Source organism: Ligilactobacillus agilis, assembly GCF_025311475.1.
GTDB lineage: Bacteria > Bacillota > Bacilli > Lactobacillales > Lactobacillaceae > Ligilactobacillus > Ligilactobacillus agilis.
The window spans coordinates 920,649-934,532 of record NZ_CP104397.1; the positions used below are offsets into that span (position 1 = coordinate 920,649).

Genomic DNA, 13,884 nt, shown 5'->3' on the forward strand with positions numbered 1-13,884 from the left:
GTGGATAAAGTGAAAGATAGCTTGGCTAACCTCGGGCAACGGTGGCGTGACTTAAGTCGCCTGGCACGGATTGCAATTATTTTAGGTTTGGTTAGTCTCCTGACGGTTGGGGGGATTATCTACTACCTCCAGACTAAGGTTGACTACGGGGTTTTATTTTCTAACCTCAGTCAGGCGGACGCTGGCAAAATTACCGAACAGTTAGAAAAAGAAAACGTGGCCTATAAGTTGGCCGACAATGGCTCAACCATCTTAGTTGATAAAACAAAGATTGACCAAGAACGAATTAACCTGGCGATGAATAATGATTTGCCTAACACGTCTAAGGGCTTTGATTTGTTTGATTCGACTAGCGTAATGACGACCGACCAGGATAGAAAAATTCTCTACCAACGGGCCTTACAAGGGGAATTGCAAAACGCAATTCAATCCTTAGACGCCGTTTCAGCCGCCAAGGTCATCTTGGTAATGCCAAATAATAGTAGCGTCTTTAGTGATAGCAGTGACAATAACAAAGCTAAGGCCTCAATAACCTTGACCTTGAAAAACGGCACGATTTCTAACCAAGCCGTTAGGGGGATTGTTTCCTTAACGACTGGTGCCGTTAACGGCTTAAGTCCTAGCAACGTGAAGGTAGTTGACTCGAACGGAAACGTCTTAAATTCCGATACGGCTAGCGGAGACGATAATACGGGTGGCAGCTCTAAATACATTGCCATGCAAAACAAATACGCTAGTCAGTTAGAAAAGAAGATCAGAAGCTTGTTACAACCAACTTTAGGCGACACGAGCTTTACCGTTTCGGTTAACGCTAGTTTGGATTTTAACGCGGTTGAAAATAAGACGACGACCTATGCTAACCCGCAGGTTCGTTCGGAAGCAACCGCGGCCGGTGGGGATGCCGCTACGGTTTCATCAGCTCAGACCGCTAATGAAGCCAGCAACGTAGCTAACGTTACTAACCAACAAAATGGCAATAACGCTAGCTCCTCTGCTAGCTATAGTCATACTCAAAATAACGAGTTAGACACGAGTGTGACTAAGACAATCCAGGCTCCCGGCACGGTTAAACGGCTGACGACTTCTGTCTTAGTTAACCGGCGCTTGAGTCGGAAGAACCGGGCTGACATTACCCGGGCAGTGCAAGCAGCCATTGGCTTTGATGCTGGCCGCGGGGACGCGATTGTTGTGCAGGGAATGACCTTAAATAACAAGCGTAAAACAACGGCGAGACCTAAGGCCACGACCGATAACAAATCCTTCCCATGGTTATACCTAGGAATTGGGGGCGTTATTTTAGCCCTAGTTATCGGCGGACTAACCTTCTTTATGATTAGACGCCGGCGGGCCGCTGAAGAAGAATACTATGACGATGATTACGATGTCGATGTCAGTGACGAAGAAACACCGGCAACTACTGAACAGGCGGATGAAGTTGAAACACCAGCACCAAGTCCAGTGGTCGAAGAGCCTAAGGTTTCACCAGAAGTTCAAAAACAACTTGACAGGGATGAACGGGCTCGCAATTACGCTATGGAAAATCCTGAGGTTGCTGCCGACTTAATCAAGGCCTGGATGAAGGATGAAACTAACCGCAAGGCAAAGAGAGGAGGTAAATAATGGCAGAGATGGACGGCTTTAAAAAAGCGGCAATTTTGATGATTTCATTGGGGACGGAAACCTCTTCGCGGGTCATGAAGCACTTACCGGCTGACGTGATTCAAAAGGTCAGTTACGAAATTGCTAACACGGATGTGGTTAGTCCTGAAGAAAAAGACCAAGTATTAAACGACTTTGTTAATACCGCCCAAGCCCGACAATACGTCTTGGATGGGGGGATTGACTACGCTAAAAACGTTTTAAAACAGGCTTTAGGTCCCCAAAAAGCCAAGGAAGTCATTGATTTACTCACGCAGATTCAATACCGGGAGCGGCCTTTCAATATCGCTCGTAAGGCGGATGAACAGCAGCTAGTCAACCTCTTGTTAGATGAACATCCGCAAACCATCGCCTTGGTTTTATGTTACATTCAACCTGATAAGGCGGCGCGGGTTTTATCCGAGTTTCCCAAGGAATTACAGGTCGATGTGGCCGAAAGAATCGGGACGATTTCTTCAACCTCACCTAAGATTATTCACCGCATTGAAAAGGTGATGGAAAGTAAGTTCTCAACTTTAATCGAAAACGACTCCGAAAAGGTTGGGGGTGTCAAGGCCTTGGTAGATATCTTAAACTCTGCCAGCCGGAGCACCGAAAAATCTATCCTGGGCGACTTGGAAAAGACCCAGCCTACTTTGGCCGGCGAAGTCAAAGCCAGCCTGTTTACCTTCGAAGATATCGTTACCTTGGACAAGATGGACGTTCAAAAGGTATTACGCGATGTGGCCAACGATGTCTTAGCCTTAGCGCTTAAAGGTTCTAATGATGACATTAAGAACTTCATCTACGAAAACCTTTCTAACCGGGCAGTTGATAACTTGAAAGAAGAACTCGAATTCATGGGTCCAACCCGCTTGTCTGCTGTTGAAGAAGCCCAACAAGAAATTGTGGGGGTTATTCGCAAGTTAGACGAAGCCGGTGAGATCTACATCGGAAGAGGTGAGGAGGATGCCGTTGTATAACAACGTGGTTAAGCAAGGCGCACTCTTAAATGGCAAGAAAGCTCCGATTGTAACGGCCCAGCCTAAAAAGCCCCCCCAGCAAGCCGATTTGTTGGCTGACGGCAACCTTACTCCGGAGGAGTTAGAGCTAAAGCGCCAGTCTAAACGCCAGGAAGCTAAGCTCAACCAACTCCGCAGTGAAATTATTAGCCAAGCTCAGGCTGAAGCCCAGCAAATTAAAGACCAAGCCCACCAGGATGGTTTTGAAAGTGGGCAAAAAGCGGGCTATGAGGCTGGTTACCAGGAGGGCTTAACCGAGGGTAACAAGGTTGCTAGCGAAATTGTTAACCAGGCCCAGGCTAATTTAGAGGCTGCTAATAAAGAAGTGAAAGACTTCGTTCAAACTGAAAAGCAGGCCATCATCAACTACGGGATTAAGATTGCGGAAGTGTTACTCAAATCAGAACTTAAGGCTGATTCAAGTAAAATCTTGGCCTTGCTCGAGCCGATTTTGTTTGAACTAGAAAAGCCCGACCAGGTGATTATTGTTAAGGCTCACAGCCGTTATCACCAGGATTTAAACCAGCGCTTGGAAATTATGAAGCAAAATAGTAACGTCCGCTATGCCATCCTGGATGACAATAGCCTCGGAATTGATAAGGTTGTGGTCGAATCGGATGAAGCCTTGTTAACCTTAGACATTCATGAAGAGTTGGAGAATTACTTTAAAGCATTAATTGAGAAGGAACAAAATGAAAATTGATTTTGACGAATTAACTAACGAGGCCCGCCTCCACCGTTTTTATTCTAAGTACGGTAAGGTTGCCGAGGTGGTCGGTTTGATTATCAAGGCCACCGGCTTAGAGGTTTTTGTGGGGGAGATTTGCGAAGTGCAGGTTAAAAACTCCCACAAGGTCGCGCTAACAGAGGTAGTGGGCTTTGTTAAGGATACGGTCTTATTGATGCCACTCGATAACCTAGAAGGCATCGGGCCTGGTTGTATAGTCAGGGCGACTAAGAAGACACTGCAAGTCAAGGTGAGTGATGGTTTACTTGGCCATACCTTAGATGGCTTAGGCCGCCCCTTTGATCTAAGTGATGTCGATACAAGTTCTTTAGTCGATTATCCGGTTATGCAAGATTCGCCAGATCCCTTTAGGCGCCAGCCCATCGCTAACATCATGAGTACCGGGATTCGGGCCATCGACGGCTTACTAACCGTTGGTGAGGGTCAGCGGATTGGGATTTTTGCCGGAAGTGGGGTGGGGAAATCTACCCTGCTAGGGATGATTGCTAAATACTGCCAGGCCGATGTGATTGTGGTCGGCTTGATTGGTGAACGGGGCCGCGAAGTCTTGGAATTTATCCAAAAAGACCTAGGGGAAGGTTACCAAAAGTCAGTGGTCGTCTGTGCGACCTCCGATATGCCGCCGTTAGTTAGGTTAAAGGGAGCTCACACAGCGACTGCGATTGCGGAGTATTTCCGTGACCAAGGTAAAAAGGTGGTCTTGATGATGGATTCCGTTACCCGCTTTGCCATGGCCCAACGTGAAATTGGCCTGTCGATTGGCGAACCACCGACTACCAAGGGTTACACCCCCTCTGTTTTTGCCGAGTTACCCAAGTTGCTTGAACGAAGCGGGATGTCTGATAAGGGGTCAATTACCGCCTTTTATACGGTCCTAGTCGATGGCGATGACATGAACGAGCCGATTGCCGACGCGGTCCGGGGGATTTTAGACGGGCACATCATCTTATCACGTAAGATTGCGGCCCAAAACCACTACCCGGCCATCGATGTTCAAACCAGTCTTAGCCGGTTGATGAAGGGGTTAGTCAGTGAGCAGCAGAGTAAGGATGCCAGTGCCCTGCGCGAAAACTTAGCCGCCTATGCGGACGCCAAGGATTTGATTGACATTGGGGCCTATAAAAATGGCTCTAACGCGGTCACCGACTTTGCCATTAAAGTTCACCACCCGATTGATAGTTTCTTGAAACAAGAAGTTAGCGAGTACTCAAGTTATGAAGAAACCGTCACGAAGTTGCACCAGTTATTTGATCAGACGTCAGTCTTATAAGCATAGAGGGGAATCGGAATGGAAAAATTTCAGTTTTCTTTAGAAAAAGTTTTAACCTACCGGCAACAATTAGAGCAAGAAGCTAAGCTTGAATTTGCGGCGGTTCAACGACAAGTCAACGAGCGCGAAGCCAAGTTAGACCAGATTGCTAAGGAACGAGCGCAAATGCTAACTGTCCCTGAACAAACATTGGGGCGCATGCAAGTCCAGCACCGCTACTTGGCCCAACTTGAACAGGTCAGTAGTGAATTAAAGCTTGAAGTTGACCAACTGCAAGGTAAGCTGGACCAGGCTTTGGATGGCTATGTTAAAGCCCAACAACAACGCAAGGTAATCGAAAAGCTCCGGGCTAAAAAGGAAGCCGAGTATCAGCAAGCGTTCCGGCAAGCTGAACAAAAACAGCTAGATGATCTAGCTAACCGCAAGCAATTAATCAGTTAAGGAGGTGAGTTAATGCTAAAAAATATCCCCCTAAATGTTGCTAACCAAACTTTAGGGACGACAGGTAATGACGACCAGACTACCCCGCTGGTAACCAGTGAGCAGGTCTTGGACTTTAGTAAGTTACTGGCCCAAGTAACAACTGAAACAAAGCCAGTGTCGTCACCGTTAGAAGAAACAACTAACCAGCAACAAGCCTTAGATCAAGCCCAAGTAAAAGATGCACTAGCGCCTAAGGAAGTTGAGGTGGTACCACTAGCCAGTTTAACTAATGCTAAGACTAACGCCCAGTTAGAGTTAGAAGAACTAGGGCAAAAGCAGGCTGCAGTTGAAAAACAGTTACCAGCCGCTACGACTAATGACCAAGTGAAGCCAGTTAAGGTGGCAGTTACAATTGCTGGTAAACAAGCGGACCTTCAGCCAGTTGATTTAGGGCAAAAGCCAACTACGCAGCTAAGAGAGCAACCGTTAGCCGTTCAGTTAGAGGCTGAGCCAGTTCAACCTGACTTAAAGCTAAAGCCTAATTTAACGGCCGTAAAGGTTAAGCAAAGTCTGACTAAAATAAGTGGTCAGGCTGATGAGCAAGTTGACTTGGGGCAGTTAGCCCTCTTAACTAGTGCAGCCTTTAAGGAAAACCTAGCGGTTGCTAATGGTCAGACTAATCTGAAAATTAACCTGCCTAGTCAAGTTCAAGAAATTAGCTTAACCACCGGCCAAACTAAGGAATTGGACAGCCTGGCTAATAAAATCGTCGCGGGCTTAAAGAGTGAAAATTTGAACGACCACAAGACCTTAACTCTGCAGATTAAACCAGAAAAGCTAGGGAAGATGGAAGTTAAATTTAAGGCGACAGCTGAGAACTTTACACTTGAATTTAAGGTAGAAACTAAGGAAACTAAGGCCATCTTAGAAGCTGTTTCAGATAAATTACAAAAGATTATTGATAAGCAGCTGAGTCCGACTTTTAGTCAGGCCTTGAACCTGCAAGCTCCAAGCGAAGTTTTAAAGGTTAGTCCAAGCCAAACTGCCAGTGAGATGACTTTGGGTCAATTTGACTTTGACCAGGGTCAATCACAACAACGGCAATTTGGTCAAACACACCAGGCTAAAAAAGCAAGTCCCAAGCAAGCCGTAACTTTGGTAGAAGATAGTCCTGCTAATCCCCAAGTTACTGGTCAGGTTAGCATTTTAGTTTAGTAAATAATAGAGGAGAAAGTTATGGATGTTGCTAATTTAAGTGATGCGGTAGCTTCATTAGCTACTAATCCTAATTTAAAATCGGCAAGCCAACAAGCACTTGCCAAGAGCAATTCTAAGTTAGATATGGAAGCCTTCTTAAAAATTATGGCTGCTTCGATGAGTAATCCTTCCTTTAGTGGGGATTCATCTTCTGGCGGTGCTAGCGGGGCGACCGATTACGTTTCCCAGTTAGCTCAGTTTTCAGTCTTACAAGAGCTAACCGACTTAGAAACAACCATTGCTCAATCAGCTGCCATTCAGCAGCAACAACAAGCCTTTGCCCTGATGGGTAAGGAGGTAATGCTAAATGACGGTCAAGGCTCAACAATCGAGGGCACTGTTAGTGGTGTTCAATTTTCAAAGGGTTATGCCAAGTTAATGGTTAATGGTCAAGCCTACTCAATGGGGAATTTAATCCAAGTAGGCGATGCCAAGTAAATTATAGTAAATAATTAATAGTAGAGGAGATATTAATTTATGTTACGTTCACTTTTCTCAGGTGTTAGTGGGATGAAAAACCTACAAACCGATTTAGATATTGTCGCTAATAACATTGCTAACGTTAATACGACCGGGTTTAAATCCAGTCGGGTTCACTTTGCAGATACTTTTAGCCAAACAGTTGCTTCTGCATCAGCACCAACTCGGGGTAACGGGGGGACTAACGCTAAGCAAGTCGGTTTAGGGGATCAAGTTGCTTCGATTGATACCAACATGACATCTGGGTCAACCCAATCTACTGGGATTGCCACTGACTTTTACATTACTGGTAGTGGCTTCTTTATGGCTAAGGATGCTAGTTCCGGGCAAACTTACTTTACCCGTGACGGGGCTTTCCAACGTGATAGTGCTGGTAACTTGGTTAACAGTAATGGTTATTTAATTCAAGGGGTTAATACGGTGGCTAACCCAATCTTATATGCTAACTATAACGAAAATAGTTTAACAACCCCAACAACAGTTAATGCCACTCAAGGGATTACAATTCCCCCAACTTTGACCTACCAAGGCCAAAATTATAGTTTTAATAGTTTCTCCGTTGATAGCAACGGGGTGGTAACTGGTGAATACAAGAATACCACTAATACTGATGCCGACGCCCAAAAGTTTGTTTTAGGGAAATTTTCACTTGCAACCTTCAACAACGCGGCCGGGTTAGAAAAGCAAGGAAACAACTTGTATTCAGCTTCTAATAACTCAGGGACACCAATTGTTGGTGACGTTGGTCAAAACGGGGCCGGAACCGTTCAATCCGGGGCCTTGGAAATGTCAAACGTTGACTTATCAACTGAATTTACCAATATGATCATCGCTAACCGGGCTTACCAAGCCAACGCGCGGATTATCACTACTTCAGATGATATCTTGCAAGAATTAGTTAACCTTAAGAAATAATTAGGGGTGGACGCTTGTGATTAGATTGACCAGTTTTAAGGGGAAGACATTTTATTTAAATCCTGACCTCTTATATAGAATTGACGAAACACCGGACACTGTTTTGACCTTGACAGACGGTAAGAACTTGATTGTTAAGGAGACTGCTAGTGAGGTGGTAGCTTTAATCATCACTTACCGGCAGAAAATTTACCGCCAACCGGTAACTAATTTAGTGGAAAAAGTAGGGGATTAAAATGGCAAAAAATGCACCAAAAACAGAGGAACAACCGGAAGCAACACCAAAGAAAAAGGGGAATAAGCTAGTTTTGATTCTGGCCTTCATTTTATTAGCAGCCGCTTTTGGTTTTGGGGGCTCATACCTAGCAAACAAGTATATCCTGCCTAAAAAGGCGGAGGCTGCTAAAAATGACAAGACAACCATCTCTAAGGATGAAGTGTTAGTTCCAATTTCTAAGTTTGTGGTTAACCTTTCGGGCAATAACAACAATAACTATCAATACATTCGCTTAAAGGTATCTTGCCTGGTAGCCGACAAGGATGCAAGCGAAAACTTAACTAAGTCAATGCCCCTAGTTCGCGACAGCATCATCAGCGTGCTTAATTCTAAGACGGCCAATGACTTGTTAGACGCTAACGAGGGGATTAATAATTTAAAGACGGCTATCAAAGATAAAATCAACCAGGAATATGGGCAAACGATTGTTAAACAGGTTTATATAACGGATTTAGTAATTCAATAAGTTAGAGGGGTCAGTAAATGGAAATGGCGTTAGCAGTAGTTAGGTTAATTATTGGACTAGCGGTGGTCATCTTTTTAATTAACGTTTTAATGCGCTATTTAAATAAGTATACCACCCAAAATAATGACAGCTTGCGGCTGGTTTTGCGGGTAGCCCTTTCTAAAAATCTTAGCTTAGGAATCGTTGAGATTTTAGGGGCTTACTACGTGGTCAGCATGTCTGAGCAAAAGTTAGAAATTATTCGCCAGCTAGACGCTGAGGAAATCGAGCAACTAGAAGCTAACCTAGCCCAAAAGCAGGCGGCAAACGAACAGCAGGTAGAAAAGTTCAAAGAAATTTTTACTAAGGCCAAGTTAACGGTCAGAAAGGATCATAAGGATGATGAAGATTAAGGCGCGTCCAAGCAAGGTTTACCTCCTAGCGCTTGGACTTAGTTTAGGTTTGTTACTGATGGGGCTTTTTCCTGAGGCCATCCACGCGGTAACGACTAACGAACTATCGTCTGAACTAAATAAGGCTTTAGGTGGTACCAGTGACACCAAGACGACGATTAACACCTTCGTCATGCTGACCCTTTTGTCTTTTTTACCGATTGTTTTGGTAATGACGACTTCGTTTACCAGAATCATCATGGTCTTATCCTTTACCCGGTCGGCTTTGGGGACGCAAACCAACCCGCCTAACCAGGTGCTAATGGGCTTGGCCTTGTTTTTGACTCTCTTTACGATGAAAACTACCTACACTAATATCTACCAGGACGCATACAAGCCCTATACTGAAAATAAAATTTCGCAAACCACGGCCTTGAGTCGGGCGGAAGGCGAGATGAAAAAATTCATGTATAAGCAAACCCGCTCCAAGGATATTAAGTTGTTTTTAGACTTGGCCAAAGACAAGCACCGCTACCGCAAGGCCCAGGACCTGCCCTTGGTCAGCTTGGTTCCAGCCTTCGTAATTTCCGAGATGAAAACGGCCTTTAGCATCGGCTTTTTGATTTACATTCCCTTTTTGATTATCGACATGGTGGTCTCCAGTATCTTGATGTCGATGGGGATGATGATGTTATCACCGGTAATGATTTCACTACCGTTTAAGTTACTGTTATTTGTCCTAGTCGACGGTTGGTATTTGTTGGTCCAGTCACTAGTGGCAGGATTTCATTAGGAAAGAAAGGAGTAGGCGATGACAATTTCACTCGTGTTAACACTGATTCGGGAGGCATCACTAAGGATTTTAGTGGTTTCCGGTCCGGCCTTAATCGTCTCGATGATTGTCGGCTTGATTATTTCAATTTTTCAGGCCACCACGCAAATCCAGGAGCAAACCTTAACCTTTGTGCCGAAGTTATTTGCAATTTTTATAACAATCATCCTGGCAGGCAACTTCATGATTACGGTCTTGCTGGAATTTACCCGGTACGTGTTTCGGATGATCAGTCAGCTTTAAGAAGATGGACTTTGTACAAATATTAGGCTTGATTTTGTGTCGGATTTCGGCCTTCATCGTCTTAGCCCCCTTGTTTTCTGAACGGGGCTTTCCCAGGATGGCCAAGTTAATCGTGGCTGTCTGTCTGACCGTGGCTGCCTTTCCAGAGGTTACGACTAGTTACCGGGCAGTCTCGGGTGGCTTGTATTTACTGTTGGCTTTAAAGGAAAGCTTGTTTGGAATGGTGATGGGTTATATCAGTAAGCTCGTCTTTGACGCGGTCACCATGTCCGGGGTCTTCATTGACTTTCAAACCGGCCTTACGATGGCCCAGGCCTATGACCCGACCTTTCAGGTACAAAATTCGACCTACGGGAAAATTTATAACTGGATGGCAATTATGGTCTTTTTTGCCTTAAACCTTCACTTATTAATGATTAAAGGGGTTATGTATTCCTTTGAGATGATTCCCTTAGGGACGGCCAACATTTTAACCGGGTCGGTGATTGAAGGGATTGTCAAACTGTTTGTTAAAGCCTTTGCGATGGCAATCAGTTTAGCGGCCCCTTTGGTAGTGGCGGTCTTGGTGGTCGACGTTGTCTTAGGGGTAATCGCGCGGACCATCCCACAAATTAATGTCTTGTTATTGGGGATGTCAATCAAAACGATTGTGGCCTTAATTTTGTTTTTACTGGCCCTCCCTAACGTCGTTGACTTTTTACAGGCCAACTTACCGGCGGCCTATACCAACATTGTCGATTTAGTCAAAGCTTTAAAAGGACGGTGAGTAAGTGAATAACGATAAGTCTGATAAGACCGAAAAGCCCACCCCCAGACGGATTCGGGAGGCGCGCAAGGAAGGCCAGGTTGCCAAGAGTCAAGATTTAGGCGCAGCCGCCGTCCTCTTGGGCTTAGCCGGCTTCTTCATTCCGGCCTGGCAGTTTGTTATTCAAAACTACCTGCCCTACATGGTGGCTTCGCTGCAAAACCTAACCATTTACCAAGCGCAGATGAATGACCTACCTAAGGTGGCTGTACAAGCAATTTGGCTGGTGGTTTTGGGTTCGTTGCCCTTTATGGCGATTTCTCTAGGGATTGGTCTTTTTATCAACCTCGTTCAAACCCGGCTTAATTTCAGTGTCAAGGCCATAAAGCCGGACTTTAAAAAACTCAACCCGCTAACCGGGGTTAAAAATATGTTTTCCATGCAGGCCTTGATGAACCTGGCTAAAACAATTGCCAAGTTAGCCGTGATTGTTTACCTCTGTGTTAAAAAGTACCAGGCGGCAATTTCGACAATCGCCCAGCTAAGCCAAATGGAAATGGGGCAGATTTTATACTTCGTCTTGCACTTTGCCCAGGAATTGATGCTCCAAATTGCCTTGGTCTTCTTGGTTTTAGGCGGACTAGACTATATTTATCAACGCCATAGCTTGATGAAACAGTTGAAGATGTCTAAACAAGAGATTAAGGAAGAAGTTAAGCAAAATGAAGGGGATGCCAATATCAAGGCCCAACGCAAGGCGAAGTACCAACAGCTGCTCCAAAATGCGATTGCTAACGTTAAGGATGCAACGGTGGTCATTACCAACCCGACTCACTTTGCGGTGGCCATCCAATACGAAAAAGATGGCTTAGGGATTCCCCAAGTCATTGCCAAGGGGGCAGACGAGATTGCCCAGAGAATGAAGGCAGAAGCCAAGAAGTTAGACGTACCGATGGTGGAAAACGTCCCCCTGGCCCGGGGCTTATACGCCAAAGTTAAAGTCGGCGACGTGATTCCGGACGAGTTCTTTGGGCCGGTGGCCGAAGTCTTAGCCTTAGTTTACCAATTAGAAGAGGAAGCTAAGCATAAAATTTAAGGAAGGAAGTTTGTAAGTGGCAGGACAAAGCAAGAAAAAAGCTAAAGGTAATAAACTCCTCGCGGCGGATATCATTATTTCATTTGTAGTCGTAGGGGTGATTGGGTTAATCATCATTCCTTTACCGGCGGCGGTCTTAGACGTTTTAATCGTAACCAACATGGCGATTGCGATTAACATTTTACTAATTACCTTGTTTGCAAAGTCTGTCTTGGAATTTGCAACCTTTCCCACCTTACTGTTGATTACGACGATGTTCAAGTTGGGCTTGAATATGGCCTCCACCAGGTTGATTTTGACCGATGGTTCTGCCGGGAAGGTGATTGCGGCCTTCGCAGACGTGGTGGCCGGGAGTAATTACATTGTCGGAATTATCCTCTTTATCATCATCATGGTCGTGCAGTTGGTCGTGGTAACTAATGGGTCCGGCCGGGTAGCCGAAGTTTCTGCCCGCTTTACCTTGGATGCCATGCCCGGTAAGCAAATGGCGATTGACGCCGACTTAAACAGTGGCTTAATCACGGAAGAACAGGCTAAAAACCGGCGGAAGGATTTGCAAAGGGAAGCCGATTTTTATGGGTCCATGGACGGGGCCAGCAAGTTCGTTAAGGGTGATGCCATCGCCGGGATTTTAATCGTCTTGGTTAACCTTATCGGTGGCTCGATCATCTTTAGCGCCAACGGCTCAATGTCAATCGTTGATGCTCTCGGGCAGTTTGGTAAGCTCTCCATCGGGGACGGCTTGGTGTCATCGATTCCGTCGCTGTTGATTTCGATTGCGTCTGGGATTATCGTGACCCGGTCTGGCAATGACGGCTCCTTTGGGAAAGACATTGCCGCCGATGCCATCAGGAACCCCAGCCTGTTTAGGATTGCCTCTGCTATCCTAATTATCTTAGGCTTGGTGCCGGGTTTTCCAACCATCCCCTTCATGGTCTTAGGGGTCGGCTTGCTGGTAGCTTCGACGATGATTACTTCTAACGAAGAAAAGAAGCAGGCGGCCTTTAGGCGGGAACAACAAAAGCTGGCCTTAGCAAAACGTAAGTCTAGCCAGGAAGAAGACGAAGACGTGGCCTCCTTCCAGGTTGAGCCAATCGCAGTCGAAATCGGCTATGGCTTGGTGTCATTAGTCGATAAATCGCAGGAAAATAGCTTGATGAAACAGGTGGTGGCGATTAGAAAGCAAACCGCCCATGAACTCGGGATTTTGGTTGCCCCAGTGAGAATCCGCGATAACCTCTATTTGGACGCCAATAATTACTCGATTAAAATCCGGGGCAATGAAGTGGCCTTTGGTGACGTCTATCCAGACAAGTACATGATTATCTCTAACGGACAAGACGAATTCCCATTCCAAGGGATTCCTACCAAGGAACCGGCCTTCAAGCTCGACGCCTTATGGATTGATGAGGCCGATAAGGAACAAGCCGACTTGCAAGGCTATACGATTATCGAGCCGTTAACCGTGATTGCTACCCACTTAAAAGAGGTCATTTACGGTCACGCTTCAGAGTTACTAGGACGCCAAGAAGTTAAGACCTTGCTTGAAGGAATCAAGGCGGCCAATAACGTCGTCATCGATGAGTTAATTCCTGATATTTTACGCCTCGGTGAGGTCGAAAAGGTCTTGCAAAACCTGTTGGATGAAAAGATTCCAATTAACGACTTAACCACGATTTTAGAAACCCTGGCCGACTATGGGACCGTTACGAAGGACACAGAAGTTTTAACCGAATACGTGCGTCAGGCCTTAAAACGGACGATTGCTAACAAGTATTCAGAAGACGGCCGGACCTTAAACGTAGTGACGGTTCACCCTAAGACCGAAGAAATGATTGCCCAAAGCATCCAAAAGACGGCCACGGGCTCTTATCCGGTCTTAAACCCAGATGCGGTTAACCAGGTTTTACAGGCGGTAGACAAGGTCCAAGCGCAACTGGCAACCAAGGAGCAATCCTATGTAATCTTGACCTCGCCAAAGATTCGGCTAGCCTTCCGGAAGTTAATTGCCTTTAACTTCCCTGATTTAGCCGTCGTCTCGTTAAACGAGGTTCCTAATGAAATCACGATTGAGGCCGTGGGCATGATTGAAGTATAAGGA

16 protein-coding genes are annotated in these 13,884 nt (G+C 45.6%); all 16 read left to right on the forward strand.

The features are described 5' to 3' along the window. From fliF to flhA, 16 genes are read left to right on the forward strand one after another with little or no spacing between them, the layout of a single operon-like run. Window positions 1–1,620 (forward strand): flagellar basal-body MS-ring/collar protein FliF, encoded by a 1,620-nt coding sequence (gene fliF / locus N4597_RS04540; protein ID WP_260904907.1) that lies wholly within the window; start codon window positions 1–3, stop codon window positions 1,618–1,620. Next, entirely contained in the window at window positions 1,620–2,621 is a 1,002-nt protein-coding gene (gene fliG / locus N4597_RS04545) for a flagellar motor switch protein FliG (RefSeq protein WP_260904909.1), read from the forward strand. The genes fliF and fliG overlap by 1 nt, the downstream gene beginning before the upstream one ends. Continuing rightward, complete coding sequence (locus tag N4597_RS04550) at window positions 2,608–3,363, forward strand: FliH/SctL family protein (protein WP_260904911.1); 756 nt, start codon at window positions 2,608–2,610, stop codon at window positions 3,361–3,363. The genes fliG and N4597_RS04550 overlap by 14 nt, the downstream gene beginning before the upstream one ends. After that, a complete protein-coding gene (fliI, locus tag N4597_RS04555; protein WP_260904913.1) occupies window positions 3,353–4,678 on the forward strand; it encodes a flagellar protein export ATPase FliI in 1,326 nt (441 codons plus the stop codon). Before N4597_RS04550 ends, fliI begins: the two co-directional genes overlap by 11 nt. Before the next feature lie 18 nt (window positions 4,679–4,696). Further along, window positions 4,697–5,119, forward strand: coding sequence for a flagellar export protein FliJ (fliJ, locus tag N4597_RS04560; RefSeq protein ID WP_094128793.1), 423 nt, complete (start codon window positions 4,697–4,699; stop codon window positions 5,117–5,119). A 12-nt stretch (window positions 5,120–5,131) separates the two neighbouring features. Continuing rightward, on the forward strand, window positions 5,132–6,316 hold the full coding sequence (locus N4597_RS04565; RefSeq protein WP_260904916.1) for a flagellar hook-length control protein FliK: 1,185 nt from the start codon (window positions 5,132–5,134) through the stop codon (window positions 6,314–6,316). A gap of 21 nt (window positions 6,317–6,337) precedes the next feature. Then, entirely contained in the window at window positions 6,338–6,796 is a 459-nt protein-coding gene (locus N4597_RS04570; protein ID WP_260904918.1) for a flagellar hook capping FlgD N-terminal domain-containing protein, read from the forward strand. Window positions 6,797–6,835: 39 nt separating this feature from the next. Next, window positions 6,836–7,753, forward strand: coding sequence for a flagellar hook-basal body complex protein (locus N4597_RS04575; RefSeq protein WP_050612094.1), 918 nt, complete (start codon window positions 6,836–6,838; stop codon window positions 7,751–7,753). A gap of 16 nt (window positions 7,754–7,769) precedes the next feature. Further along, window positions 7,770–7,988 (forward strand): flagellar FlbD family protein, encoded by a 219-nt coding sequence (locus N4597_RS04580; protein ID WP_172579433.1) that lies wholly within the window; start codon window positions 7,770–7,772, stop codon window positions 7,986–7,988. A gap of 1 nt (window position 7,989) precedes the next feature. Beyond that, window positions 7,990–8,496 carry a flagellar basal body-associated FliL family protein gene (locus tag N4597_RS04585; protein ID WP_172579432.1) on the forward strand — a complete coding sequence of 169 codons (507 nt, stop codon included), beginning with the start codon at window positions 7,990–7,992 and terminating at the stop codon, window positions 8,494–8,496. A gap of 17 nt (window positions 8,497–8,513) precedes the next feature. Continuing rightward, window positions 8,514–8,888, forward strand: coding sequence for a flagellar biosynthetic protein FliO (locus N4597_RS04590; protein ID WP_094128805.1), 375 nt, complete (start codon window positions 8,514–8,516; stop codon window positions 8,886–8,888). Then, window positions 8,878–9,660 carry a flagellar type III secretion system pore protein FliP gene (fliP, locus tag N4597_RS04595; protein ID WP_371864167.1) on the forward strand — a complete coding sequence of 261 codons (783 nt, stop codon included), beginning with the start codon at window positions 8,878–8,880 and terminating at the stop codon, window positions 9,658–9,660. Before N4597_RS04590 ends, fliP begins: the two co-directional genes overlap by 11 nt. An 18-nt stretch (window positions 9,661–9,678) precedes the next feature. Beyond that, entirely contained in the window at window positions 9,679–9,942 is a 264-nt protein-coding gene (gene fliQ / locus N4597_RS04600; protein ID WP_050612098.1) for a flagellar biosynthesis protein FliQ, read from the forward strand. Between the two features lie 4 nt (window positions 9,943–9,946). Further along, entirely contained in the window at window positions 9,947–10,708 is a 762-nt protein-coding gene (fliR, locus tag N4597_RS04605) for a flagellar biosynthetic protein FliR (protein WP_167589354.1), read from the forward strand. A 4-nt stretch (window positions 10,709–10,712) separates the two neighbouring features. Next, on the forward strand, window positions 10,713–11,783 hold the full coding sequence (locus N4597_RS04610) for an EscU/YscU/HrcU family type III secretion system export apparatus switch protein (protein ID WP_260904924.1): 1,071 nt from the start codon (window positions 10,713–10,715) through the stop codon (window positions 11,781–11,783). Between the two features lie 16 nt (window positions 11,784–11,799). After that, entirely contained in the window at window positions 11,800–13,881 is a 2,082-nt protein-coding gene (gene flhA, locus N4597_RS04615; protein WP_056977821.1) for a flagellar biosynthesis protein FlhA, read from the forward strand. Window positions 13,882–13,884 lie beyond the last annotated feature (3 nt).